At 75.4% G+C, this 23,774-nt stretch carries 24 protein-coding genes and 1 pseudogene; 12 read left to right on the top strand and 13 right to left on the bottom strand.

Translation table 11 applies throughout. The features are described from left to right. Positions 1-128 precede the first annotated feature (128 nt). Complete coding sequence (locus tag ABTY56_RS25620) at positions 129-878, bottom strand: PMP-22/EMP/MP20 family protein (protein WP_350631517.1); 750 nt, start codon at positions 876-878, stop codon at positions 129-131. A gap of 192 nt (positions 879-1,070) precedes the next feature. Between ABTY56_RS25620 and ABTY56_RS25615 the strand changes: the two genes are divergently transcribed. Further along, positions 1,071-2,279 (top strand): hypothetical protein, encoded by a 1,209-nt coding sequence (locus ABTY56_RS25615; RefSeq protein ID WP_350631516.1) that lies wholly within the window; start codon positions 1,071-1,073, stop codon positions 2,277-2,279. 80 nt (positions 2,280-2,359) lie between these two features. On the opposite strand, the gene ABTY56_RS25610 is transcribed toward ABTY56_RS25615, so the two are convergent. Beyond that, entirely contained in the window at positions 2,360-3,373 is a 1,014-nt protein-coding gene (locus ABTY56_RS25610; protein WP_350631515.1) for a DUF1648 domain-containing protein, read from the bottom strand. Beyond that, positions 3,370-3,717 carry a GntR family transcriptional regulator gene (locus ABTY56_RS25605; protein WP_350631514.1) on the bottom strand — a complete coding sequence of 116 codons (348 nt, stop codon included), beginning with the start codon at positions 3,715-3,717 and terminating at the stop codon, positions 3,370-3,372. Before ABTY56_RS25605 ends, ABTY56_RS25610 begins: the two co-directional genes overlap by 4 nt. A 324-nt stretch (positions 3,718-4,041) precedes the next feature. On the opposite strand from ABTY56_RS25605, the gene ABTY56_RS25600 reads away from it, so the two are divergent. The 3 genes and pseudogenes from ABTY56_RS25600 to ABTY56_RS25590 form a co-directional block, all read left to right on the top strand. Beyond that, positions 4,042-4,605 carry a universal stress protein gene (locus ABTY56_RS25600; RefSeq protein WP_350631513.1) on the top strand — a complete coding sequence of 188 codons (564 nt, stop codon included), beginning with the start codon at positions 4,042-4,044 and terminating at the stop codon, positions 4,603-4,605. Between the two features lie 6 nt (positions 4,606-4,611). After that, entirely contained in the window at positions 4,612-5,028 is a 417-nt protein-coding gene (locus tag ABTY56_RS25595; protein ID WP_350631512.1) for a hypothetical protein, read from the top strand. Positions 5,029-5,305: 277 nt separating this feature from the next. After that, a pseudogene (locus ABTY56_RS25590) lies at positions 5,306-5,554 on the top strand (hypothetical protein); the annotation flags it as partial. An 11-nt stretch (positions 5,555-5,565) separates the two neighbouring features. Here the strand turns inward: ABTY56_RS25590 and ABTY56_RS25585 are convergent. Further along, on the bottom strand, positions 5,566-6,576 hold the full coding sequence (locus ABTY56_RS25585; protein WP_350631511.1) for a S1C family serine protease: 1,011 nt from the start codon (positions 6,574-6,576) through the stop codon (positions 5,566-5,568). A 166-nt stretch (positions 6,577-6,742) separates the two neighbouring features. Here ABTY56_RS25585 and ABTY56_RS25580 point away from each other — a divergent pair, with 166 nt between their 5' ends. Next, positions 6,743-7,906: a Clp protease N-terminal domain-containing protein gene (locus ABTY56_RS25580; protein WP_350631510.1), complete on the top strand. Its 1,164-nt coding sequence runs from the start codon at positions 6,743-6,745 to the stop codon at positions 7,904-7,906. Between the two features lie 95 nt (positions 7,907-8,001). Here ABTY56_RS25580 and ABTY56_RS25575 read toward each other — a convergent pair whose 3' ends face one another. Further along, a complete protein-coding gene (locus ABTY56_RS25575) occupies positions 8,002-8,418 on the bottom strand; it encodes a DUF3592 domain-containing protein (protein ID WP_350631509.1) in 417 nt (138 codons plus the stop codon). A gap of 162 nt (positions 8,419-8,580) precedes the next feature. Between ABTY56_RS25575 and ABTY56_RS25570 the strand changes: the two genes are divergently transcribed. Next, positions 8,581-9,561: a right-handed parallel beta-helix repeat-containing protein gene (locus tag ABTY56_RS25570; protein WP_350631508.1), complete on the top strand. Its 981-nt coding sequence runs from the start codon at positions 8,581-8,583 to the stop codon at positions 9,559-9,561. 107 nt (positions 9,562-9,668) lie between these two features. On the opposite strand, the gene ABTY56_RS25565 is transcribed toward ABTY56_RS25570, so the two are convergent. The 5 genes from ABTY56_RS25565 to ABTY56_RS25545 all read right to left on the bottom strand — a co-directional run bounded on the left by ABTY56_RS25565 (position 9,669) and on the right by ABTY56_RS25545 (position 14,365). Then, positions 9,669-10,934, bottom strand: a complete 1,266-nt coding sequence (locus ABTY56_RS25565; RefSeq protein WP_350631507.1) for an NAD(P)/FAD-dependent oxidoreductase — start codon at positions 10,932-10,934, stop codon at positions 9,669-9,671. A 137-nt stretch (positions 10,935-11,071) separates the two neighbouring features. Then, on the bottom strand, positions 11,072-11,503 hold the full coding sequence (locus ABTY56_RS25560; RefSeq protein WP_350631506.1) for a nuclear transport factor 2 family protein: 432 nt from the start codon (positions 11,501-11,503) through the stop codon (positions 11,072-11,074). A 7-nt stretch (positions 11,504-11,510) separates the two neighbouring features. Beyond that, positions 11,511-12,314 (bottom strand): MBL fold metallo-hydrolase, encoded by an 804-nt coding sequence (locus ABTY56_RS25555; RefSeq protein WP_350631505.1) that lies wholly within the window; start codon positions 12,312-12,314, stop codon positions 11,511-11,513. A gap of 170 nt (positions 12,315-12,484) precedes the next feature. After that, complete coding sequence (locus ABTY56_RS25550) at positions 12,485-13,051, bottom strand: hypothetical protein (protein ID WP_350631503.1); 567 nt, start codon at positions 13,049-13,051, stop codon at positions 12,485-12,487. A 27-nt stretch (positions 13,052-13,078) separates the two neighbouring features. Next, on the bottom strand, positions 13,079-14,365 hold the full coding sequence (locus tag ABTY56_RS25545) for an MFS transporter (protein WP_350631502.1): 1,287 nt from the start codon (positions 14,363-14,365) through the stop codon (positions 13,079-13,081). Between the two features lie 101 nt (positions 14,366-14,466). Between ABTY56_RS25545 and ABTY56_RS25540 the strand changes: the two genes are divergently transcribed. The 3 genes from ABTY56_RS25540 to ABTY56_RS25530 all read left to right on the top strand — a co-directional run bounded on the left by ABTY56_RS25540 (position 14,467) and on the right by ABTY56_RS25530 (position 17,940). Continuing rightward, a complete protein-coding gene (locus ABTY56_RS25540; RefSeq protein ID WP_350631501.1) occupies positions 14,467-15,561 on the top strand; it encodes a DUF5937 family protein in 1,095 nt (364 codons plus the stop codon). 91 nt (positions 15,562-15,652) lie between these two features. After that, positions 15,653-16,528: a PhzF family phenazine biosynthesis protein gene (locus tag ABTY56_RS25535; protein ID WP_350631500.1), complete on the top strand. Its 876-nt coding sequence runs from the start codon at positions 15,653-15,655 to the stop codon at positions 16,526-16,528. Positions 16,529-16,992: 464 nt separating this feature from the next. After that, positions 16,993-17,940, top strand: a complete 948-nt coding sequence (locus ABTY56_RS25530) for a LysR family transcriptional regulator (protein ID WP_350631499.1) — start codon at positions 16,993-16,995, stop codon at positions 17,938-17,940. A 59-nt stretch (positions 17,941-17,999) separates the two neighbouring features. Here the strand turns inward: ABTY56_RS25530 and ABTY56_RS25525 are convergent, their stop codons facing one another. The 3 genes from ABTY56_RS25525 to ABTY56_RS25515 form a co-directional block, all read right to left on the bottom strand. Next, positions 18,000-19,250 carry an MFS transporter gene (locus tag ABTY56_RS25525; RefSeq protein ID WP_350631498.1) on the bottom strand — a complete coding sequence of 417 codons (1,251 nt, stop codon included), beginning with the start codon at positions 19,248-19,250 and terminating at the stop codon, positions 18,000-18,002. Positions 19,251-19,414: 164 nt separating this feature from the next. Then, complete coding sequence (locus ABTY56_RS25520) at positions 19,415-19,672, bottom strand: ferredoxin (RefSeq protein ID WP_350631497.1); 258 nt, start codon at positions 19,670-19,672, stop codon at positions 19,415-19,417. Beyond that, a complete protein-coding gene (locus ABTY56_RS25515; protein ID WP_350631496.1) occupies positions 19,669-20,889 on the bottom strand; it encodes a cytochrome P450 in 1,221 nt (406 codons plus the stop codon). The genes ABTY56_RS25520 and ABTY56_RS25515 overlap by 4 nt, the downstream gene beginning before the upstream one ends. A gap of 628 nt (positions 20,890-21,517) precedes the next feature. On the opposite strand from ABTY56_RS25515, the gene ABTY56_RS25510 reads away from it, so the two are divergent. The 3 genes from ABTY56_RS25510 (at position 21,518) to ABTY56_RS25500 (ending at position 23,749) form a co-directional block, all read left to right on the top strand. Then, complete coding sequence (locus ABTY56_RS25510) at positions 21,518-22,603, top strand: S-(hydroxymethyl)mycothiol dehydrogenase (RefSeq protein WP_350631495.1); 1,086 nt, start codon at positions 21,518-21,520, stop codon at positions 22,601-22,603. Beyond that, positions 22,600-23,235 carry an MBL fold metallo-hydrolase gene (locus ABTY56_RS25505; protein WP_350631494.1) on the top strand — a complete coding sequence of 212 codons (636 nt, stop codon included), beginning with the start codon at positions 22,600-22,602 and terminating at the stop codon, positions 23,233-23,235. Before ABTY56_RS25510 ends, ABTY56_RS25505 begins: the two co-directional genes overlap by 4 nt. A gap of 112 nt (positions 23,236-23,347) precedes the next feature. Beyond that, on the top strand, positions 23,348-23,749 hold the full coding sequence (locus ABTY56_RS25500; protein ID WP_350631493.1) for a pyridoxamine 5'-phosphate oxidase family protein: 402 nt from the start codon (positions 23,348-23,350) through the stop codon (positions 23,747-23,749). Positions 23,750-23,774: the final 25 nt, after the last annotated feature.

Below are 23,774 nucleotides of genomic sequence, written 5' to 3'. Positions count from 1 at the left end.
GCATCCGTCACCGGCCGCCTCGGTGGCGGTCCTTGGTGCGCATGGTAACGGTCGCCGGTGCGACGATATGACGAACCCTCGGGTCTGGTGGGCTTGGGGCGGCGCCCGGGTTCGCGGGCCCCCGCCCCTCAGGACTGAGCCTCCGGCTGCCTCGGCTCCACCAGCGCCCCGCCCGGCTGCCGGGGCACGGCCGCCGCGTCGGAGCCGCCCCGGCGGTGCGCCGCCAGTTCGAGCGCGGCCCCGATCCAGGCCGCACCGAAGGACCACGTCGCCAGCCACTCGCACAGGAACAGCGGCCGCACCGGCCAGTCGTCGCCGATGCCCGTCACCCCGGCCGCGACGGACAGCACCAGCGCGACCAGGATCAGCACCCCGGCCACCAGGTAGGCCGTACCGACCCGGGCCGGCTGGGTGGAACGGGGATTGCGGAAGGAGTAGAGGCAGAACATCGCCAGCATGACGAACAGCAGGCTCGCGAAGGCCAGATGGAACACCCCGATGGTGCGCTGGACGTCCGACGCACCCTCCGGCGACGTCGGGCACAGCGCCACCCCGACCGCGAAGACCCCGGCCGCCGTGCTCCAGCGGTCGTCCCGGCGGTCGAAGCGGTAGCAGATCAGGAACACCCCGAGCGCGCACAGGGCACCGACGAAGACGTTCCGCGTGTCGGTGTAGTACGAGGCGCTCATCGAGCCCGGCCAGAAGCCGTCCGTGCTGCGCCCCATCACCTCGGCGGCCAGCCAGTTGCCGAACGGCAGGGCCGGCGGCAGCAGGATGCCGATCAGCCCGACGCCGAGGCGGAGGAACATGACCGACCGTTCGTCCTGGACGCCCCGCCGGGCATCCGGGGAGTTCTGCGCGCGTGAGTCGTGAGTCACGGACGCCTCCTTGCTTGGTGCGGGCGCGTGAGCGCCCGCGGACTTCTCGGGCCACCGGGGACAGGAACGGGGGCGGTGTCGACGGGGCGCCGCCCGCACCTGAGTGACCGTCAACTTGTGTACCCGTATTGGCGTTCGAAGCACCACTGATTTGAGTGGTTTACGGCCCGCGTCGCCGCCTAATATCCCCCGGTGACCAGCATCGATGACCTGATCCCCTTCGCGCGTCCCTACGACGTGACCGCCCTGCGCGCCTGCGGCGCCGACGAGCTCGCCCGCTACGCGGCCGACCCGGAACGCCACTGGTACCGCCGCCGCGCCTGCATCGAGGCCCTGGTCGGCCGGGTGCCGGAGCAGCACGCCCCCGCCCTGCTCGACGTCCTGCGGAACCGCGAGGAGACCGCCGAGCTGCGCGTCGCCCTGCTCGACCTGCTCGCCGACCGTGCCGAAATCCTGCCCTGGCTGCGGCATCCGGAGCGCAGCCAGGACGGGCAGTACGGGCTGTGCCAGGCCTACCTCAAGGCCCGCGGCGTCCTCGGCGACCGCACGGCCACGGCCGAACTCGCCACCCTCGCCGCCAACCCCTCGTGGCGTTGGCGCGCGTTCGGCGAGGCCGGGTTGGACGCGCTGGCCGACCGCCGGGGCCTCGCGACCGTGCTGGCCGACCTCGGCGACGCCCGCCCCGAGGACCGGCTGGCCCGCGACCGGCTGCGCCACCGGGCCGGGCAGGACGTCACCGACTCCCTCGCCGACCCGGACCGCACGGTCGCCCACCAGGCCCACACCCTCGTGGCCGACCCCGAGCGACTGCGCACCCTCCTCGCCTCGGACCCGCCCGTCGAGGCCGCGCTGTGGGCGGTCTGCGCGCTGCACCGCCTCACCGGCGACAGCGCGGAGGCCCGCGCATGGGACCGCCGCCTCGGCAGCCCCCGGGTCGAAGTCCCCGGCCTGCCCGAGGAGATGCGCCTCGCGATCGTCCACGAGTACGCCGCACGCTGCGAGCGCGACACCGACCCGCGCTGGCGCGTCGAGGCGCTCCGCACCGACCCGCCCGAGCCCGCCGAGGTGGAGGGCCGGCTGCGCCGCGTCACCGAGGCCTTGGAGGCCGCCGGGATCGACTTCGACCCGCCGGTCTCGGCCCACGAGGACAACGGGGTGGGCGAGGGCAGCTACCACGTGATCCGGCTCGACGGGGACAGCCTGTTCGTCAGCACCCTCGGCCCCTTCGCGGGCGGCACGGACACGGACGACACGCCGGCCCGCCGGGTCCTGGAACGGGCCGGCTTCCGTTGGGTGGACGAGGCCACCAGGAGCACCGTCGTCACCGGGTTCTGCGTCTACTACTTCGGCGAGCGCGGGCCGCTGAAGGTCGACACCCTGCTGTTCTACTGGCAGGACTGATCCTCTGCCGGGCAGCCGACGGGCAGGGCCGATCCTCTGCCGGGACCGATCCGTTGCCGGGGCCCGGCGCCGGGCCGGGCTCAGCCCGTCGGCTGCCCGGCGCGCGCGATCAGCGCGTTGAGCAGCGCCGCCCCGCGCTCGGCGTCGTCGACGCTGACCGCGAAGTCGGTGCCCCGGTGGGTGCGCACCACCAGGCACAGGCCCCCGCGCAGCATCACCGTGGTCCCGAGCCCGTTGATCCGGTAGCCCCAGCCGCCCGCCTGCGCGGCGGTGCGCTGCTCGGCGCGGGCCGAGGCGAGGTCGGCGGGCGACCAGTGCCGGGCGGGCCGGCCGAACGGGCCGAAGCCGACCGTCAGACCCCGGGCGGTCACCCGCGCCTGCACCGAGGAGCAGGCGAGGACGGCGACGGCGGCCGACGCGAACGGCAGCACGAGCGACCAGCTCAGGCCGGCCAGTCCGCTCGCGGCCACCAGCACACCCGCCACCGCGATCAGCCCGAGCACGGCGGCCAGCAGCTGCAGCCACGGGTTCGTGGCCCAGGAGAGCCAGACGAACTCCTCCCCCTCCGGCACGTCCAGCACCGGCGCACCGGCTGCCGGGCGCGCCTCGGCCCGGTGCCCGAACCGGCGGCTCGCCAGCCAGGCCAGCACGCCGGCGGCGCCCGTGGCCAGCAGGACCAGGACCACCTCGACGCCCATCGGCGCGGCGTCCTGCCAACGGGCGCGGTCCAGGTTGGCGTGCACGACGGCGGTCTGCGCCCCCGTCAGCAGCACCCCGCCGGCCGCCAGGGCCGCCGCCCCGCAGCCCGGTGTCCGCTCGCCGCAGTACCGCTGCAGCAGGGCGGAGACCAGCACCAGGACCAGCCAGAGGAGCGCCGGGAACAGCGCGGCCCCGGTCAGGGACATCGAACCGTCCGGGTCCCGCCCGCCCCAGTGGGTGGCCAGCGGGTCCGGCAGGCGGTGGCGAGCCGCCAGCGGCAGCGCGACCAGCAGGGCCAGCACCCCCAGCGACCAGGCGAGCGCAGCCCACAGCGCGCCCCGGCCGCCCGGCTTCCGAGCCCCGGGCCGCTGCGTTCCTGATCCTTCGTCCGTCACGACATCCCCCTGATCATGTCCACGAGATCGTTCCTGCTGTAGCCGGCCAGGGCCGCGTCCTCGACCAACTGCCGGACCCGGTCGACCAGTTCGGAGCGGGTGTCGGCCCCCGCGGCGATCGTGATACTGCGGCCCCGGCGGAACTCCAGCACCCCTTCGTCGCGCAGCGTGCGCAGCCCGCGCAGCACGGTGTTGGAGTTGACCCCCAGCGCCCGCGACAGCTCCCGGGCCGGCGGCAGCTTGTCCCCGGGGGCGCACTCGCCCTCGGCGACGGCCCGCCTGATCGCCCCCGCGACCTGCTCGTGCAGTGGTCGGGTGTCCCCGACGTCCAGCTTCAACAACATGGTGCTACTGACGATAGCACCATTCATCTCGTGGGCCGTGGGTGGTGGGTGGGCTGCGGACCGTGAACGGCGGCCCCGGGCAGCGGCCGCGTGGCGGGGACGCCCCCGGCCCGGGTCTCCCGCAGCGCCCGTGGCCCCGGCGGCGCCCGGCCCGACCCGGGATCCCCGCCGCCCCGTCCCCCCGCCGTATGGAGTGCGTTGGGATCGCCGCACCGAACGTCAGGGAGGCATCAAGAAGTGCCGGCGGGCACCCGGACCGGCGGTTGGGTGAACGAGTACGGCCGCCACGGCACGAGTGCGGCCACCACGACACGAGGACGGATCATGTACGGCAGCGAGCGACGCGAGGGCAGCGGGGCACCCAGGGTGGTGGTCGGGGTCAGCGGGTCGTTGGGGAGTCTGGCGGCGCTGCACCAGGCGGTGACCGAGGCCCGCAAGCGGGGCGCGGAACTCCTGCCCGTGCTCGCCTGGGAGCCCCCGGGCGGTGAACACGGCTACCGGCGCTCGCCCTGCCCGCCGCTGCTCGCGGCCGTCCGCGACGCCGCCGAACAGCGCCTGCACCGGGCCCTCGACGAGGCCTTCGGCGGCGAGGACCCCGGGGTGCCGCTGCGCCCGGTGGTGATCCGCGGCGAGACCGGCCCGGCCCTGGTCGACGTCGCCGACCGGCCCGGCGACCTGCTGGTCCTCGGGCACAGCGGCGGCCTGCTGCGCCGCCGGCTGCGGCGCTCGGTGTCCGCGTACTGCGCGCGGAAGGCGGGCTGCCCGGTGCTGACCGTCCCGGTGCCCGCGCTGCTCCACGACCTGCACGAGCTGGAGGCGCGGGAACGCCGCGCCCGCCGGCACCTGCCGGTCGGCCCGATGCCCGGACTCCTCGCGGCGAAGCGGTAGACCGCGGTGCGGATGTACGCGGCCCGCCCGGGTGCCACCCGCTTCCGTCCCGTGCTGGACCGGCTGCCGGTCGGCACCTCGGGCACGGTCGCCCTGCTCGCGGGCGGCCTGCTGGCGCTCGGCCTCGGCGGTCTCGGCGAACTGCACTCCGGCCGGCTCGCCTTCGTCGCGTACGTGGCGCTGTGCGGCCTGGTCGGCGGCTTCTCCCGGCCCCGCGCCGCCCCGGTGGTCGGCCTGGTCGCCTGGCTCTGCTGCAACGCCTTCGCCGAGCACCGCCACGCCGAACTCGGCTGGTCCGGCCCCTGGCCGGAGGGCGCGCACTACGCGGTGTTCACCGCCACCGCCCTGCTGGTCGCCCTGCCCGCGGCGCTGCCGCGGCGCGCGGTACGGGTGTCGTCGTTGCGCCTCGACCACCAGCCCTGAGGTGCTCCCGGACGGTCCGCCGCCGACCTCCCGGTGGGTCGGCGGCCGACCACGCCGAAAGGCCGGGGGCTCCGGCCGGTACTCCGGAGCCCGCGGTGAACCGGTGGAAAACAGGTAACGGGCGCGCGGAGCGGTCGCACGTTCGGACAGGGGCTCGCCCGCGAGGGACCGACCCCCGCGATCCGCTCCGCGTGCCCTACCCTGCCCGGCCACCGGCTCGGCCCTGCCCGGCCGCCGGCCCGGGCAGGGCACGGCGCCCACGAACGGGTTCGCCCACCAGGGCCAGGGGGCCGCACCGCTGCGCTCCGGGCTCGCCAAGGCCGACGCGGCCGGACGGCCCGTCCACCTGGAGTCCTCCAGGGCCGCGAACCTCGGGCTCTACGAGCACTTCGGCTTCACCGTGAGCGCGGAGCTGCGACTGCCGGATGGCGGGCCGACGCTCTGGGCGATGTGGCGCGAGCCGCGCCGGCCCGAAGGTTCGCGGTCCGATGCCCGGTCGGCCGACGGCCGGTCGTACGACGGCTGATCGTCCCAGGGCTAGTCGTCCGAGGGCAGTTCGGTCGGGACGGCGATCACGTCGACCAGGGCCGTGCCGCGCAGCACCGTCAGGGCCAGGGGGCGGCCGATCGCGTCGGCCAGCATCAGGTGCTGCAGGGTGCGGGCGCTGGTCATCGGTTCGCCGCCGGCGGTGAGCAGCAGGTCGCCCTCGTGCAGTCCGGCGCTGTCGGCGGGGGCACCGGGGACCACCTCGACGATCCGCAGGCCGGCTTGCTGCCCGGTGCGGCTGCGCAGGGTGGGCGGCAGCGGGGTGGGCACGCCGGCGAGGCCCAGGTAGGCGCGGCGGATCCGGCCGTCGGTGAGCAGGGTGGCGATGATCTGCCGGCTGGTGGCGTCGATCGGGACGGCCAGGCCCAGCCCGTTGCCGGCCACCGCCGTGGTGATGCCCACGACCTTGCCGTTCGCGGTGGTCAGTGCCCCGCCGGAGTTGCCGGGGTTGAGGGCGGCGTCGGTCTGGATGACGTTGTCGATGACGCGTACGGCGCTGCCGGAGCGGGCCGGGAGCGAGCGGCCGAGGGCGCTGACCACGCCCGCCGTGACCGTCCCGGCCAGTCCGAGCGGGTTGCCGACGGCGACGACGAGCTGCCCGACCCGCAGGGCGGTGGCCTCGCCGAGCCGCACGGGCGTGGGGGTCGGGCCGTCGGCGCGCAGGACGGCCAGGTCGGAGAGCGGGTCGGCGCCGATGGTGTGGAAGGGGGAGGTGGTGCCGTCGGCGAAGGCCAGCGTCCCGGCGTCGGCGTGGCCGACGACGTGAGCGTTGGTCAGCAGGAAGCCGTCGTCGGTGAAGACCACCGCCGAGCCGAGCGCGGTGCTGAACCAGCCGCCCCGGCCGCGCCGGGGCACCTGGAGCGCGGCGACGCGCGGAGTCACCGCGGCCGCCACCGTGGTGACGATCCGCGAGTAGGCGTCCAGCGCCTCCGCCGTGCCGTCGTCCGGGCCGGGCGCACCGCCGTCGGGTACGTGCTCGGGCCCGGGGAGCGTGTCGGCCACGGTGCTCACCCCTTTCGCCGGCGCGGGTTCTCCGCTTCCAACAACGCTGCGTCGCCGATGCTTCCGCTCGCTGGGTCCTGATGCCGTCCTGACGAACGGCCGACTACAAAGAGAAGGCAAAGCAAGCGTATGGTGTGGGCAAAGCCACCTGTGCGGGGAGGGCCTGATGGAGACCACGCTGGAAGCGGACTGGCACACGCTCGGCACGAGGGGCGGCCGGCTCGGTACGGAGCACCTGTTGACCGCGGTGGTGGGGTCGAGCGGCCCGGCCGGTGCGGCCCTCGCCGCCGCCGGGGCCACTGAGAGCGAGCTGCGCGCCCTGTTGCGCGACCGCGACCGCGACCGCGACCGCCACGGCGCCCAAGACCACGAGCACGAGCACGAGCGTGACGGCGACGGCGAGCGCGGCGAGGGCTGGGCCACGGACGACGAGGCCGACGCCGGCGTGCCGGCCCGGGAGGTCCTCGGCTCGACCCAGGCCCCGGACCTCGTCCTGACCGGCGCCGCCGCCCGCGCGCTGTCCGCCGCGGTGACGGCGGTGCGGCACAGCGGCGAGCGGCGGCTCACCGCCGAGCACGTCCTGCGCGCCCTGCTGGCCGACGACCGCACCCGCGCCGCCGAACTGCTGCGCGCGGCGGGCGTGGCGCCGCAGGCCGTCCGGGACCGGCTGGACGCGCCGCACCCCGGGCCGAAGGCCGCTCCTCCGGCTCCTCCGGCACCGCCAGCCCCGGAGGTCGCGGCCCCGGACGGCACGCCCGACGCGCTGGACCCGCTGCTGCACCCCACCCGGGACGCCCTGCTCGGCCGCCGGTCGCACCGACTCCCGCTCTGGAAAAGGCTGTTGAAGCCCGGTGCGGCCGGCCCGGCGGCGCCGTCCGCGGACTGGATCCGGCTGGAGACGGACGAACAGGCGCTGCGCCTCGGCCGCCGGACGCCCGGCACCGAGCACGTCCTGCTCGCCCTCCTCGCCGTCCACGAAGTCCTGCGCCACCGGCCTCAGCCGGACGTGGACGACACCGGTGGCGAGCTGCTCGCCTGGGTCGGGCTGGACTACGCCCGGGCCCATGCCGCCCTCACCGCCGGGACGGTCGCCCTCCCGGCCGATCCGCGCTCCGTCGAGGCCTACCTGGCCGGCGCGGCCCCCGGCCCGCTGGTGCGGGCGCTGCTCGACGAGGACACCCGGGCCCGGCGGCTGGTCGACGCCCTGCGCGGGGGCGCCGCCCGGGAGGACGGCTACGGCGGCAGCGACGGCAGCGACGGCGACCGGGCCCGCCCGGCCGAGGGGCAGGGCGGGCCCGATCGTCGGCCGCAGGGTCAGCGCGTCGTGTAGCCGCCGTTGGCGAAGAGGGCCCGGCCGGTGATCCACCAGCCCTCGGTGGCCAGGAAGGGCCGGGAGCGCGGACGCCGCGGGGCCGCGCCGGCCGCCTAGAGCGCGGTGGCGGCGAGGGTGATCGAGCCCAGTACGGCCAGCACCCCCAGCGCGAGGAACCCGTACTCCAGCCCCGTCCGCTCCCGCCCGTCGACCAGCACCTGCCGGGGGTCGGCCGGGTCGTAGCGGACGGGCACGTAGCGGCCGTCCGGCAGCGGGTGGCGGGCGGTGGAGGGGACGGGGGAGAAGATCTCGATCACCTGGCCGTCGGTCGTCTCGAACTGCAGCAGCGGTCGCGGCGGCAGTGCGCGGTCCTCCGGCCCGCGGGCGCGGGCGCGCACCAGGGCCGACGCCGGGACGCCGACCCGGCGCAGCCGGCGCTGCTCGCGCAGCCCGACCACCCCGGCGAGGTAGGCGACGACGCCGCCCAGCGCACCGAACACCACCACGGCGAATCCGGCCGTCCCGCCCACCGTGCCTCCCTGCCCCCGCCCGATGCGTTCCCGAAGCCGTCCGAGGTTCCCCCGAAGCCCAGTATCGCCCGACGGCGGCACTCTTGACGCTTCGGAATGGTCCAGTCCAGTGTGATCGGCGGCATGTTCCTGTCACCGCCCGTCCCGCAAGGAGCACCGTTCATGAAGCCGACGTCCCCCCTCGCCCTCGGCGCCGCCCTCGCCACCCTCACCGCCCTCGCCGTCGGCACCGCCCCCGGTGCGACGGCCGCCCCGGCCGCGACCGTCGTCAGGGTCGGTACCGCCAAGCAGCTCCAGGCCGCGCTCGCCGCCGCCGTGCCCGGGCGGACCATCCAGCTCGCCGACGGCACCTACTCCGGCAGCTTCAAGGCGACCGTGCCCGGCACCGCCGCCGCCCGGATCACCCTCACCGGCTCCGCCAAGGCCGTGCTCACCACCCCCACCGGCGGCGGCTACGGCCTCCACCTCGACGGCGCGAGCTACTGGACCGTCCAGGGCCTGACCGTCACCGGCGCCCAGAAGGGCATCATGGCGGACGCCGCGAGCCACGTGGTGATCGACGGCGTGACGGTCCACCACACCACCATGGAGGGCGTGCACTTCCGCAACTCCAGCAGCTACGGCACGCTGCGCAACTCCCGCATCCACGACACCGGCCTGAACCGCGACGGCCTCGGCGAGGGCGTGTACGTCGGCACCGCCGGCACCCTCTCCGACCGCAGCGACCACGTGCAGATCACCGGCAACACCTTCGGCCCGAACATCGGCGCCGAGAACGTCGACCTCAAGGAGGGCACCACCGGCGGCCTGGTCTCCGGCAACTCCTTCGACGGCGACGGACTCACCGGCCGCAACTACGACGACTCCTGGGTCGACGTGAAGGGCAACGGCTACGTCATCGAGAACAACACCGGCAGGCGCACCACCGACGACGGCTACCAGACCCACAGCGTCCAGCCGGGCTGGGGCTGCGGCACGGTCTTCCGAGGCAACCGCTCCGACCTCACCGGGGCCACCGGAGCGGACCGGTACGCGATCGACGTGACGAACCACGACGCCGCGACGTGCCCGGTGACGATCGGCGCGGGCAACACCGTCACCGGGGGCCGGGGCCTGGTGAACCCCGGCGTCCCGGTGGGCTGACCGCGAGGCCTGACCGCGACGGCTGACCGCGAGGCCTGACCGCGACGGCTGACCGCGACGGGCACCTGGCACGGCCGGCCGTCACGGCTGACCGTGACGCCCGACGGCTACACCTCGCCGAGCGGAACGTTCGGGTCGGCCAGCGCCTTGGCGTCCACCACCCGTCCCGAGCGGACCAGTTCGCGGATCGGGTCGGTGACGTCCCAGACGTTGACGTTCATCCCCGCGAGCACCCGGCCGCCGGACAGCCAGAACGCGATGAACTCGCGGGTGGCCGGGTCGCCGCGGAACACCACCTGGTCGTAGCCGTCGGGCTCGACGTAACCGACGTACTCCATGCCGAGGTCGTACTGGTCCGTGAAGAAGTACGGGATCCGGTCGTAGACCGCGTCCGGCTGCCCGAGCAGGGCGCGGGCGGCGGTCTGCGGCTGGTTGAGGGCGTTGGCCCAGTGCTCGACCCGGATGTGCTTGTCGAACAGCGGGTGGTAGGCGTTGGCGACGTCGCCGGCCGCGTAGACGTCCGGGTCGGAGGTGCGCAGGTGCCGGTCGGTCTTGATGCCGTTGTCGACCTCCAGGCCGGCCGCCTCGGCGAGTCCGGCGGCGGGGGCGATGCCGATGCCGACCACGACCGCGTCGGCCGCGACGGTCGTGCCGTCGGCGAGCTTCACCCCGCTCACCGTGGCGCCGTCACCGGTCAGTTCGGCCACCTTGACGCCCAGGCGCAGGTCCACGCCGTGGTCCCGGTGCAGGTCGGCGAAGACCTGGGCGACCTCCCGGCCGAGCACCCGCAGCAGCGGGAGTTCGAGTGCCTCCAGCACCGTCACCTCGGCCCCCGACTCGCGGGCCGCGGCCGCCACCTCCAGGCCGATCCAGCCCGCGCCGATCACCACGATCCGGGCGCCCGGCCGCAGCGCCGCCTTGATCCGGTCGCTGTCGTCGACCCGGCGCAGGTAGAGCACGCCGTCCTGGTCCGCGCCCGGCACCGGCAGCCGGCGCGGCACCGAGCCGGTGGTCAGCAGCAGCTTGGCGTACTCCACCCGGCCGTCGTCGGTGAGCGTCACGGTGTGCCCGGCCGGGTCGATCGAGGCGACCGCCGTGCCCAGGCGCAGCGTGATGTCGTGCTCGGCGTACCACTGCGGCGGGTGGACGTAGATCTTCTCCCGGGGCGTCTTGCCCAGCAGGTAGCCCTTGGACAGCGGCGGCCGCTCGTACGGGCGCTCGTGCTCCTCGCCGATCAGGACGACGCCGCCCTCGTACCCGGCCTCGCGCAGCGCCTCGGCCGCCTTCGCGCCGCCCAGGGACGCGCCGACGATCACGATCGGGCGGTCCTGCCCGTCGCCCGCTCCGGTGGTGCCGATGTCCGTGCCCGCCATGCTCGACTCCTCGTTGTCCGGCCGTGGAAACGGGGTCAGCCTGCCGCCGTCCGGGTGGTGTGTCGAGACCGCGCCGGGCGCGTCGCGCCACGCTCGCCCGTACGGGTGAACGGCGGGTCCGGGGGGAGCGGGCGGCGCTACGGCGTCATCGCGTCCCTGACCAGCGCGGTGTCGGTGAACTGCTCGAAGCGGACGATCCGGCCGCCGCGCACGGTGAAGTGGTGGGCGACCCGGACCGCGAGCGGTTTTCCGGTGGTCTTGTGGACGGCCGTGTAGCGGGCCAGGACCACCACCTCCTCCCCGTCCACCACGTAGGTGTCGTCGTGCGCCGTCCAGTCGTGCCACTCGGCGGCCAGCCGCTCCATCACGTTCGCGGTGACGGTCTTGGGGGTGCGGTACGTGCCGGCCAGTGGGAAGCCGGCCATCTCAGTCCACTCGACGTCCTCGGCGAGGGTGGCGCGCAGCGCGGCCAGGTCGCCCCGGGCGGAGGCCAGGTACTGGCGGCGGACCACGTCGGCGGGCGCGGAGGACTCGGCGAAGCCGGCCACGTCCCTGGGGATCTCGATCATCGTGCGCTCACCCCCAGGCCATCTCGCCCATGACGACCTTGGTGCCGATGTCCACCGCGATCCGCAGCCCCAGCTCCGGGAAGCGGCGCTCCAGCGCCTCCTTCGCGGCGGTGGCGTCCGCGGCCCGGTCGATCTCGGTCTCGAAGGCGCGCAGGTAGGCGCGGGTGTGGTCGAGGGCGTTCAGGTCGGTGGGGGCGTCGGCGACCCGGTGGCCGGCCGCCACCCAGGTCGGGTGGAGCGCCTCGATGCCGTCCAACAGGTCGATCCAGGCGGCCCGTTGGGCAGCGGTCGGGGTGTCGGCCGTCCACACGTGCAGACCCTCGAAGAGCAGCACCCCGCCGAGCACGGCGCGGTGGTGGTGCTGCCAGAGGTAGTGCCGGTCCGGCAGGTGGAAGTCGGCGCCGCGCACCTCGAACCGGTAGCCCTCGAAGACGAGTTCGTCCCCGTGCAGCACCTCGGGCCGCACCAGCCGGGTGGCCAGCTCGGGGCCCAGGTGGGACCAGGCGCGCAGCTTGCCCTCGTACGTCTCCTGGATGTGCTCGACGGTCGAGGCGGTGGCCAGGAACCGGGCCTGCGGGAAGGCGTCCTGGACCTCCTGGGCCCCGAAGTAGAAGTCCGGGTCGCCGTGGCTGACGAACACGGTGGTCAGCCGCTTGCCGCTGGCCTCGATCCGTTCGACCAGGCGGCGGCCGTCGGAGCGGGTGAACCCGGCGTCCACCAGCATGGCGTCCCGCGGGCCGGTGACCAGGACGGAGGTCTTGTTGAGCGAGCTGTCGGGGCTGTCGACGATCTCGAAGTCGAGCGCACTCATGGGGTTCGGTGTCCTTCCTCGGGCCTGGCACGCCTCGTCGCCAGCATCGGCGCTGGGCGTCCCGGGCGCATCCGGAGGGCGGCCGCACCGGGCGGGACCGGGCATCCGGCAGGCGCCCGCCTCCGGCGGGGGCCGGGGCGGCAGGGCACCCGGCTCCGGAGGGCGGGACCTCAGGCGCGGGTCCAGAGGGTGAGGTCGCTGCTGGTGGCCACCGCGAGGGTCCGGCCGGTGGGCGAGAAGCCGGCGGCGCGCAGGGTGGACCAGCTGGAGTCGAAGACCTGCCACCAGCTCTCGCCGTGCTCGCCCTGCCAGGGCCCGCGGCCGGTCGCGAGCAGCACCCGGTGGTGCGGCCACTCCGGGGCGGCGATCTCGACGTGCCAGCCGCCCTCGGCGCCGGTGTGCAGGCCGCCGCCCCACGTCCCGGCCACCGGGATCCGCACGTCGGTGACCTGGCCGAGCCCGGGGCAGCAGAGGTCCGGGCCGTCCGGGTCCTCGGCCGGCTCGTGGTCGCGCGCCAGCTTGAGGCCCGTCACGGCGTCGAACAGGCCGTGCCCGCCGTGTGACACGGCCAGCACCAGGTCGTGCCCGCTCTCCGGGTGGACGGTGAAGCCGATGCCGAGCAGCCCGCCGACCGGGATCGTCCCCCGGCCGACCGGCCGCCACGGCTCCGGCGGTGCGGTCACCGCGGCGGCCAGGATCCGGTCGCGCAGGTGCTGCTGGTACGGGGTCAGGGCCATGAATCCGATCATCCCACCGGGTCGGGGCTACTGCGCCGGGCCCAGCCGCAGCACCGCCAGCGCCCCCAGCGCGGTGGCGGCGGCCAGCGGCAGCCACAGCGCGCCCGGACCGACGGCCAGCAGCGCCGTCACCACGGCCGGCGCCGCAGCCCGGCCCACGCCCATCGACAGCTCCCAGCGGGCCAGCGCCCGCCCGAGCAGGTGCGGCGGGGCGACGGCCGCGACCAGCGCCGTACCCGAGCCGGTGTAGAGGATCTCGCCGAGCGTGTACAGCACCGAGACCACCGCGATGGCCGCCGCCCCCGGCGTGCCGCCCAGCGCCCCGGCCGCCCAGAACCCCAGGTACGAGACCGCCAGCAGGGCGCCCGAGGCCGCCAGCACCGCCCGCCGCGGACGGTCCGCCAGCCGCAGCACCAGCGCCAGCTGCAGGGCGATCACCAGCACCGTGTTGCCCACGAACAGGCCCGAGGACCAGGCCGGAGAGGCGTGCAGCTGCAGCACCAGCAGCGCCGGCAGCGCCACCTCCAGCACGTCGAAGCAGAACGCGTACGGCAGGTTGGCCAGGCTCAGCAGGCTGATCCGGTGCAGCGGCGCGCGCAGCTCCCCGGCGTCGGCCTGCGCGGCCTTCCGCGGCGCCTCCCGGTCGGCCCGCACCCGCAGCGAGCCCACCAGCGCGGCGGCGACCAGGCAGGCCGCACCCGTCACCCCGGCTAGCAGCCGGATCGCGCCCGCCCCGCCGCTCACCGCCACGGTGGCCAGCAACGCGCCCAGGCCCAGTCCCGCGTTGCGCACCGACCGCCCGGCGGCGAGCGCCGCGTCCCGCAGCCGGCCCTCGGTCAGGGTGCTCACCACCGCGGCGTGCGTGGTCGGCCAGGACTGGCTGCCCACCCCGAACAGCACCGCCGCGGCCGTGAACAGCGGCAGACCGTCCGCGATCAGCAGCACCAGCGCACCCGCCGCCCGCAGCAGCAGGGTGACGGCCGCGGGGAAGGTCCGGGCGCCGCGGTCGATCCAACGGCCGGTCAGCGGCACCACCAGCAGGCCCGCGACCATCCCGGCGGACAGCGCCAACCCGACCGCCCCCGCGCCCAGGTGCAGCATGCCGACCCCGTACAGCAGCAGGAACGGCCGCAGCATGCCGCCGCCCACCGCGTCCACCGCCAGTGCGACGGCGTACCGCGGCCCGCCGGCCGCGGTCAGCAGGCTCAGCAGCGCGGACGGGCCGCCGCGGCCGGTGCCGACCGGCGGTGCGGGCGGCTCGCCGGTGCGGGCGGCGGCGTGGTCATGGACGGACTTCTCCTGGATCAGGCTCATGGCCGGTACCGTCCGCCCTGGCCGGGCCGCCTGGCACGTGAATTGACGGTTCCCGTCAATCGGCGGCAGGCCGCGCCTGATCGGGTGACAGGATCTGTCGCGTGAGTGTGACCATTGACATCACCGGGTTGTCCGACGAGCGCCTGCTCTTCACGCCCTCCCCGCTGGCCGAGCTGAACGCCATGCTGCACGTCCTCGCCGAGCCGGCGCACCACCCGGCGCTGAGCGGCTGGGCGAGCAGCACCACCGCCGCGATCCCGCCGGAGCTGGCCGAGCGGCTGCTGGAGGCCGACTTCCTCTGGCGCTCCTCACGCGCCGACTTCCTCGTCCCCGGCCTGCCCGGCGCGACCCTCGCCGAGGAACTCGACGCCGTCGACCGGATCGACGACGAACTGTTCGTGGCCGGCGCCCTCATCACCACCTGCGGCTCCTCGCGGCTCAACCTCCGGACGACCTCCCCGCTGACCGACCCCGCCGCCAACGAGCGGGCCCGCGAACTCGCCCTCGCCCGCGGCCCCCGGCAGGCCGCCTTCGCCGACCGGCTGCTCTCCGACCCGCCCGCCGTGCGGGCGCTGGTGCGGCGGATGCTGGAGGACTGCGTGTCCGCGTTCTTCGCCGACGCCTGGCAGCGCGTCCTGCCCGACCTCGCCGCCGACGCCCGGCGCAAGACCGACCTGCTGGCCCGCCGGGGCCTCGGTGAGACGCTCGCCGCCGTCTCACCGTCCGTCAGCCTCGACCAGGGCGGCGGGCGGCGGCGGATCGTCATCGACAAGCTGCAGGACAGCACCACCAACGCCGTCGACAAGGGGGGCGTCACCTTCATCCCCACCGCCTTCGGCCGCCCCCACCTCCTGGTCGTCCACGCGCCCGGCTGGCGGCCCGTCCTCCAGTACCCCGTCGCCGAGGCCGGCCTGCCCGAACCGGTCTCGCTCGCCCTCGTCCAGCAGCGCCTGGAGGCACTGGCCCACCCCGTCCGGCTGCGACTGGCCCGCACCATCGCCCGCGGGCCGCACACCACCGGCGAACTGGCGTCCGCCTGGCAGCTCAGCGCGCCCGAGGTGTCCCGCCACCTGGCGGTGCTGCGGAAGGCCGGGCTGCTGACGACGCAACGGCGCGGGCGGTACATGCTCTACCAGCTCGACCTGGCGGGCAGCGCCCGGCTCGGTTCGGACTTCCTGGAGGCGCTGCTGCGGTGACCGGGCGGGCGGACGGGAACAGCGGCCGGGCGGACGGGAACGCGGCCGGGCGGACGGGAACAGCGGCCGGGCGGAACTCGTTCGTCCGGGCATGACCGATGACGCTGCCGCCTCCGCCGTCCCCTCGCCCGAGATCCTCCGCTACGCCGCCTTCGCCACCCGCCCCGAGGGCGGCAACCCGGCGGGCGTGGTGCTCGACGCCACCGGGCTGACCGACCGGCGGATGCTCGCCATCGCCGCCGAGGTCGGGTACTCCGAGACCGCCTTCCTGACCGCCGGACCGGACGAAGGGTCGTACCGCGTACGGTACTTCAGCCCGCTGGCCGAGGTCCCGTTCTGCGGGCACGCGACGGTCGCCTCCGCCGTCGCGCTCGCCGAGCGCACCGGCCCCGGGCGGTACGTCTTCGCGACGGCGGCCGGCGACGTCCCGGTGGCGGTCGAGCGCGGCGCCGACGGGCTGCTGCGGGCCACGCTCACCAGCGTCGAGCCGAAGGTCGAGGAGGTCGCCGCGGCCGACGTCGAGGAGGCGCTCGCCCTGCTCGGCTGGTCCGCCACCGACCTCGACCCGGCCCTGCCGCCGCGGATCGCCTACGCCGGCGCCCGGCACCTTGTGCTCGCCGCCGGCACCCGCGACCGGCTGGCCCGCCTCGACTACGACTTCGACGGCCTGGCGGCCTACATGCGGGCCCGTGACCTGACCACCCTCCAGCTGGTCTGGCGGGAGGCCCCCGAGGTCTTCCACGTCCGCGACCCCTTCCCCGTCGGCGGCGTGGTCGAGGACCCGGCCACCGGTGCCGCCGCAGCCGCCTTCGGCGCGTACCTGCGGGAGCTGGGCGCGGTCGCGGCACCGACGGTGCTGACGCTGCACCAGGGCGAGGACCTGGGCCGCCCCGGTGTGCTGCGGGTCGAACTGCGGGCGGAGGACGCACGGGTGCGGGTCTCGGGTACGGGCGTGGTGATCGACTGACGCGGCGCCGTCAGCGCGAGGGCTGCAGCAGGACCTGCTCGCCCTCGCCCCCGGCGGCGGTCGCGGCGATTCCCGCTGTGCCACGACTGCCCGGCGGCGATAGCCTCCAGTGACGGCGACACCCCGTGCGAGAAGCCCCCGGCGCTCGACCCCGCGCTCACACAGGCACTCAGGAACCACCGCTCGGTCCGGTCCCGCAGGCCCGCCGGCGCCGCCGGGCCGCTTCGCCGACTGGTGGGAGGCGATCGCGGACGCCCTGGACGATGCGGCCGAGCGGCTCGTCTTCGCGAGTGACCGCGCGCAGGCCCGGGCGGAGGCGGAACGCGACCGGGCCCAGGCTGCGGCGCTCCGGCCGGGGCGGCCGGAAAACCGTTCGCATCCGCCCGCCCCGATGGGCGAGGCCGGCCGAGCTGCGCGCCGCCGCGGCCTGCGGCGGGGCGGGCGGGCGCACGTAGACTGCCGGGGTGGAACGACCGACGCCCGGCCCGGGAAGCCCCGGGTCCTCCGGGGCCCCCGTGCTCCCCGAGCTGCCGCTGCAGGAGCTGGAGTGCTTCTCCGTCCTCGTCCACCAGTTGCACTTCGGCCGAACGGCGGAGCGCCTGGGAGTCTCCCAGGGCCGGGTCTCCCAGCTGATCAAGCGTCTGGAGAGCCGGGTCGGCGCCCCGCTGTTCCGACGGACCAGCCGCCGCGTCGAGTCCACCGAGCTGGGACGGGCCCTGGCCGAGCAGGTGGTGCCCGCCTTCGACCGGCTCCGGGACGGCTACGCCGCCGCCCGGGCCGCGGCGGCGACGGCTCGGCCGCTGCGCCTGGGCTTCCAGTGCGCCGTGTACGAGCCGGTCACCCGGGCGATCGCGACCCTGCCGGAAGGCACGGCCCGGCTGGTCGAACTGCCCTGGGCGGACCCGTTCTCGCACCTCGCCCGGGGTGAGATCGACCTGGCCATCGTGCTCGCCCCCTGCCGGGAGCCCGGGCTGGAGGTGCTGCTGGAGTTCTCCCGGCAGCCGGTGTGCCTGGCCGTCTCCGCCGCGCAGCGCCCGGTCGGGCAGTCCGGGCAGTCCGGGCAAGCCGGGCTGACCGTCGACGAGTTGGCCGCGCTGCCGCTGATCGAGCCGCGCGGTCCGGCTCCCGCGTACTGGCGCGAGGCGAACGCACCCCGGCGGACGCCCGGCGGTCGGGAGCTGGCCTACGCGGCGGGCGCGGCCACCATCCAGGAGGGCCTGTCGATGGTGGCCGGCACCCAGCGGGGGCTGCTGTTGTGCGAGCGCAGCACCGCGTACGTGCAGCGGCCGGACATCCGCTTCCTGCCGGTGCCCGAGCTGGTGCCGACCACCCTGGAGGTGGTGCAGCACGAGCGGCGGGCGCACCCGCTGGCGGCCGGTTTCGTCGAGCTGCTGGCCGCACACGTCGACTGACGGCGGCGGGGACCGAAGCGGTGGCGGCCGAGGCCACCCGGGAGCCGCGGGCGCCGGGCTCATCCCGGTCGGCGGGCGCCCGATCGGGAGACGGCGGTGAGGAGCAGACCGGCGGCCGCCAGGGCTCCGGCGGTGAACAGGACGGCGTGGTTCCCGGCCCGGTCGACGACCAGCCCGCCGGCGAACGAGCCGAGCGCGATGCTCGCGTTGAACACGCCCGCCCAGACGGCGGCCGAGGCCTCGACGGCGGCCGGGTCGGCGGTGCGCACCCAGGTCTGGGTGGAGACCGACACCCCGCCGTACGCGGCGCCCCAGACGACCAGGGCCGGCAGCACCGGGCCGACGCCGCCGGTGGCGTACGGCAGCAGGACGGCGGCCAGGGCGACACCGGAGAGCGCGAGCGCGACGGCGGTCCTCGGGCGGCGCCCGGACAGCGGGCCGAGGGTGAAGTTCCCGGCGACGCCGGCCAGTCCGTACACCAGCAGGCACGCGGCGATGGCGCCGCTGCTCAGGCCCGCGTCGGCTTCGAGGACCGGACGGACGTAGGTGTAGCCGGTGAAGTGGCCGAGCACGACGAGGGCGGTGATCGCGATCCCGGCGGCGACGCCCCGGTTGCGCAGGGCGCCGGCCGGTCCCCCCGGCCGTCCGCGCTCGTGGCCCGGCAGCGCGGGCAGGGTGGCGGCGAGGACGGCGGCGGAGGCGGCGCCGAGCAGGGCGAGCGCCCAGAACGCGGCGCGCCAGTCGAGCAGTGCGGCGAGGTAGGTGCCCAGCGGGACACCGAGGACGGAGGCGATCGAGACGCCGGAGAAGATCAGCGTCATGGCGAGGGCGATCCGCGGGCCGTCCGCCAGGCGCGGGCCGATGCTCGCGGCAAGGCCCCACACGATGCCCATCGCCGTGCCGAGCAGGACACGGCCGACGGCCAGGACGGCGAAGTTCGGCGCGAGGGCGGTCAGCGCGTCGGCGACGCCGAGCAGCAGCATGAAGACGACCAGGACGGTCCGGCGGTCCCGCAGCCCGATCAGCGCCGGGGCGAAGGGGGCGAGGACGGCCGCGATGAGGCCGGTGATGGTGAGGGAGAGGCCGGTGACCCCGTCGGAGACGCCGAGGCTGTGGGACATGGGGGTCAGCAGGCCGACCGGCATCATCTCCGAGGCGACCACGGTGAAGGTGGCGAGGGCCACGGCGACGACCGGGGACCAGCGGTGGGCCGGGCCGGGACCGGCCGGTGGCGCGGGGGTGTCGGGGGAGTCCGGGGTGTCGGGGGTGGTAGGGGTCTCGGCGGTGGCAACGGTTTCCGCGTCTGTCATGGAGCCAGCTCACCAGTCCGCGGAAGGGCCGAACAAGATCGATGATCTCATCGATCGATGAGCCCGGCTCATCGATCCGGGCACCTCGCGGCTCGGCTCCCGGTGGTGCCCGCCGCGCACGCGCCCGGGCGGGCGCGGCAGCGGGCACCACCGGGGAGGGGGTGTCAGTCCGCCGGGTCGATCCGGTAGCCGCCGCGGGCCGAGTGGAGGGTGAGCGCCTCGACCGGGCAGAGGTCCACCGCCTCGGTCAGCTCGTCCGTCAACTCTGCTCCACCGTCGGCGTATTCGGCCAGCGGCGCGGCCAAGCCGTCCGCGCCGAGGGCCAGCGATTCGGGTGCGCTGAGGGCGCACATCCCGGAGCCGATACAGCGGTCCCGGTCGACCCGGACGACCACCGGCTCGGTGTCCGCCCCGCGCGTCACCAGGTCACCTGCAGGGAGTTCGGGCTGCGGGTGAGCAGGCCGCGCCGCCAGTCGATCCGCTCGACCGCGTCGGCCATCCGCAGGGCGGGCAGTCGGCGGGCGAGCCGGTGCAGGGCGAGTTCCAGCTCCATCCGGGCCAGCCAGGCGCCCAGGCAGTGGTGCGGCCCGGCCCCGAAGGTGAGCATGGGTGCGGCCAGTGGGGAGAACAGCTCGGTGCGCAGGTCCCCGGTGAAGACCTCCGGGTCCTGGTTGGCGGCGGCGGTGTCGGCGGCGACCACGCTGCCGGCCGGGATGGTCACCCCGCCGATCTCCACGTCCTCGACGGTGCGGCGCATCAGTCCGGGCATGTGCTCGTGGGCGTCACCGAGCGGGACGGCGCGCAGCAGCTGCTCGGTCGCGGCGGCGGCGCTGGCCTCGTCGGAGGCGAGCTGCTGCCAGGCCTCGCGGCCGTCGTGGAGCAGGTAGACCAGGGCGTTGCCGAGGCTGGTCATGGTGGTCTCGTGGCCGGCCACGACCAGGCCGATGACCAGCGCGACCAGCTGACCCTCGGTGATCGAGCCGTCCTCGGCGGCGGCCGCCAGCAGGCTGCTGACCAGGTCGTCGCCGGGTTCGGCACGGCGTTCGGCGATGACCCCCGCGCCGAAGGCGGCGAACTCGTTCATCGCGGTGACGATCGCCTCGGCCGGGTAGGCGGTGGTGGAGAGCGCGTGGTCGCTCCAGTGGGCGAGCCGCTTGCTGTCCAGGTTGTCCAGGCCCATCAGCCGGCTGATCACCGCGACCGGCAGCGGCCGGGTGTAGGCGGCGACGATGTCGGTGGGGGAGCCCTGGTCGATCAGCTCGTCGATGAGCGACTCCACGACCGAGGCCACCCACGGCTTCCAGCGGGCTATCGCGCGCGGGGTGAAGGCCCGCTGCACGGTGCGGCGCAGCCGCTGGTGCTCATTGCCGTCGATGTTGAGCATGCTCTGCGGGTCGTCCAGGATGTTGGGCGTGACCGTGACCGGCGGCGCGTCCGGCGCGTAGAGCGGGGCGCGGCCCAGGCGCGGGTCCGTCAGCACCTGCCGCACGTCGGCGTGCCGGCTGACCAGCCAGACCGGCGTGCCGGTGGGCAGTGCGGCGAGCCGCGGCGGGCCGGGCTCCAGGTGGCGCAGGCAGTGCAGCGGCGGGAGCGGGGCGGTGCCGGGCCCGGCACCGGTCGCACTGTTCTCGGTGGACATCCGTACTCCAGACTCCAGGGCGGTGGGCCGCTCGGCGCGGCCCGGCGGGGGGTGGATCGGAGGATGGTGCGGGGACGGGTGGTGCGGCCGGCGGGCGGCTCGACACGTGCCGGGGCTGGGTCGGGCATCTGCTGCGGGGTGGCGCGAAATGTGCGGGGGCGTACGGTCGGTACGCGCCGCGCACGGACGGTGCGCGGTGGCTCACCGTCAGGTGGGGCGGATGTGCTGAGCGTGGTCGCGTGGACCGTCTCAGCTACGACCGTACGTGGGCCGCGGGGCGCCCGTCTGCGGCAGTTCCAGCCAACACCGGTGCTTTCCGGGCAGTTCGAGGCGCGCTGACGAGCGCTCAGCGCCGTCCGTGCGCCCCCGTCCCGGGGCCGCGCCGGGCCGTCCGTGGGTAGTCCCGCGGCATGTGCCGGGTGAGCCGCCGTGAGCTGCCGGAACGTCAGGGACATGCCGTCGGCGTGTGCGGTGAGCCGGATCACTCCGGATCGCCGACCCGCTCCCGCGGTGGCCGGCGGAGTGGGCGCTACGCTTCGTGGGCAGTGCTTCTGCAGTCCTACTGCAGTCGTGTCGTCGCAGGTCGCACCGGTGCAGAGCCGCACCGGCCGTCGGAGGTGGAGATCGGATGGCCCAGCAGGTCAAGGCAGTGATCGCGCGCGCCAAGGGCGCGCCCGTGGAGGTGACCACGATCGTGGTCCCGGACCCCGGTCCGGGCGAGGCGGTGGTCCGGATCCAGGCTTGCGGTGTCTGCCACACCGACCTCCACTACCGGGAGGGCGGCATCAACGACGAGTTCCCGTTCCTGCTGGGCCACGAGGCCGCGGGCATCGTGGAGTCGGTCGGCGAGGGCGTCACCGAGGTCGCGCCCGGCGACTTCGTGGTCCTCAACTGGCGTGCGGTGTGCGGCCAGTGCCGTGCCTGTCGGCGCGGACGCCCGCAGTACTGCTTCGACACCCACAACGCCAAGCAGAAGATGACGCTGCTGGACGGCACCGAGCTGTCCCCGGCGCTGGGCATCGGCGCGTTCGCCGAGAAGACCCTGGTCGCGGCCGGCCAGTGCACCAAGGTCGACGCGGCGGCCGAGCCGGCCGTCGCCGGCCTGCTGGGCTGCGGCGTGATGGCGGGCATCGGCGCCGCGATCAACACCGGCAACGTCGGGCGCGGTGACTCCGTCGCCGTCATCGGCTGCGGCGGTGTCGGCGGGGCCGCCGTGATGGGCTCCCGGCTGGCGGGGGCGTCGAAGATCATCGCGGTCGACATCGACGACCGCAAGCTGGCGACCGCCCGTACGCTCGGCGCCACCCACACCATCAACTCCACCACCACCGACCCGGTCGAGGCGATCCGCGAGCTGACCGGCGGCAACGGCGCGGACGTGGTCGTCGAGGCGGTCGGCCGGCCCGAGACCTACCGGCAGGCCTTCTACGCCCGCGACCTGGCCGGCACCGTCGTCCTGGTCGGCGTGCCGACCCCGGAGATGCGGCTGGAGCTCCCGCTGCTCGACGTCTTCGGCCGCGGCGGCGCCCTGAAGTCCTCCTGGTACGGGGACTGCCTGCCCTCGCGGGACTTCCCGATGCTCATCGACCTCTACCTCCAGGGCCGCCTGGACCTGCGCGCCTTCGTCACCGAGACGATCGAACTCGACGCGGTGGAGCAGGCGTTCGAGCGCATGCACCAGGGCGACGTGCTCCGCTCGGTGGTGATCCTGTGACCTCCGCCGCCCGTGTCGACCGGCTGGTGACCGCCGGGACCTTCGAGCTGGACGGCGGCAGCTGGGAGGTGGAGAACAACGTCTGGATCGTCGGCGACGACGAGGAGGCGGTGGTGATCGACGCCGCGCACGACGCCGGGGCCATCGAGGCGGCGCTCGGCGGGCGCCGGCTGCGGGCGATCGTCTGCACGCACGCGCACAACGACCACATCGACGCGGCCCCGGCCCTCGCGGCCCGGACCGGCGCGCCGATCCTGCTGCACCCGGACGACCTGCCGCTGTGGAAGCTCACCCACCCCGACCGCCTCCCGGACGGCGAGCTGGCCGACGGGCAGCGGATCGAGGTGGCCGGCACCGAGCTGACCGTCCTGCACACCCCGGGCCACGCCCCCGGCTCGGTCTGCCTGTACGCACCCGACCTGGGCACCGTCTTCACCGGTGACACCCTCTTCCAGGGCGGCCCGGGTGCGACCGGCCGGTCGTTCTCGCACTTCCCGACCATCATCGACTCGATCCGCGAGCGCCTGCTGACGCTCCCGGCCGACACGGTGGTGCGTACCGGCCACGGCGACCCGACCACCATCGGTGCCGAGGCCCCGGCCCTGCCGGAGTGGATCGCGCGCGGGCACTGAGGCACTGCCCGTACGGCTGAGGCGTTGCCCGTACGGCCCCCGGGGCACTGAGGCACTGCCCGAACGGCCCCCGGGGGCTTGGTCGTTCCCCGGGGGCCGTACGATCGCGATCATGGCCCATGACCCGCGCGACCTCGACGACGCCATGCTCGCCTTCTGGCGCGAGCGGCACATCTCCACCCTGACCACCACCCGCCCGGACGGCACGCCGCACGTGGTGCCGGTCGGCGTCACGTTCGAGCCGGGGACGGCGACCGCCCGGGTGATCACCAGCCGCACCAGCCGCAAGGCGCTGAACGTCGCGGCGGCCGGGCCGCAGGGTCTGCGGGTCGCGGTCTGCCAGGTGGACCGGGCGCGCTGGGCGACCCTGGAGGGCGTCGCCGTCGTCCGCGACGAGCCCGAGCAGGTCGCGGACGCGGAGCGGCGCTACGCCGAGCGCTACCGCCAGCCGCGGGTGAACCCGGACCGGGTGGTCATCGAGATCACCGTGGACCGGGTCCTCGGCCGCGGCTGACGCCGGCGCCGCGTCCCCGCTTCTC

This window comes from Kitasatospora sp. NPDC097691, from assembly GCF_040302665.1.
GTDB lineage: Bacteria > Actinomycetota > Actinomycetes > Streptomycetales > Streptomycetaceae > Kitasatospora.
This window is presented reverse-complemented; position numbering and strand designations above follow the sequence as displayed.

What these genes read in the sequence shown, in the direction of transcription:
- ABTY56_RS25535 (WP_350631500.1), top strand. Translation starts at nt 15,653, where the DNA reads ATGACCGATGACGCTGCCGCCTCCGCCGTCCCCTCGCCCGAGATCCTC.
- ABTY56_RS25560 (WP_350631506.1), bottom strand. Translation starts at nt 11,503, where the DNA reads ATGATCGAGATCCCCAGGGACGTGGCCGGCTTCGCCGAGTCCTCCGCG.
- ABTY56_RS25600 (WP_350631513.1), top strand. Translation starts at nt 4,042, where the DNA reads ATGTACGGCAGCGAGCGACGCGAGGGCAGCGGGGCACCCAGGGTGGTG.
- ABTY56_RS25570 (WP_350631508.1), top strand. Translation starts at nt 8,581, where the DNA reads ATGAAGCCGACGTCCCCCCTCGCCCTCGGCGCCGCCCTCGCCACCCTC.
- ABTY56_RS25545 (WP_350631502.1), bottom strand. Translation starts at nt 14,365, where the DNA reads ATGAGCCTGATCCAGGAGAAGTCCGTCCATGACCACGCCGCCGCCCGC.
- ABTY56_RS25515 (WP_350631496.1), bottom strand. Translation starts at nt 20,889, where the DNA reads ATGTCCACCGAGAACAGTGCGACCGGTGCCGGGCCCGGCACCGCCCCG.
- ABTY56_RS25510 (WP_350631495.1), top strand. Translation starts at nt 21,518, where the DNA reads ATGGCCCAGCAGGTCAAGGCAGTGATCGCGCGCGCCAAGGGCGCGCCC.
- ABTY56_RS25500 (WP_350631493.1), top strand. Translation starts at nt 23,348, where the DNA reads ATGGCCCATGACCCGCGCGACCTCGACGACGCCATGCTCGCCTTCTGG.
- ABTY56_RS25605 (WP_350631514.1), bottom strand. Translation starts at nt 3,717, where the DNA reads ATGTTGTTGAAGCTGGACGTCGGGGACACCCGACCACTGCACGAGCAG.
- ABTY56_RS25550 (WP_350631503.1), bottom strand. Translation starts at nt 13,051, where the DNA reads ATGGCCCTGACCCCGTACCAGCAGCACCTGCGCGACCGGATCCTGGCC.
- ABTY56_RS25555 (WP_350631505.1), bottom strand. Translation starts at nt 12,314, where the DNA reads ATGAGTGCGCTCGACTTCGAGATCGTCGACAGCCCCGACAGCTCGCTC.
- ABTY56_RS25525 (WP_350631498.1), bottom strand. Translation starts at nt 19,250, where the DNA reads ATGACAGACGCGGAAACCGTTGCCACCGCCGAGACCCCTACCACCCCC.
- ABTY56_RS25565 (WP_350631507.1), bottom strand. Translation starts at nt 10,934, where the DNA reads ATGGCGGGCACGGACATCGGCACCACCGGAGCGGGCGACGGGCAGGAC.
- ABTY56_RS25580 (WP_350631510.1), top strand. Translation starts at nt 6,743, where the DNA reads ATGGAGACCACGCTGGAAGCGGACTGGCACACGCTCGGCACGAGGGGC.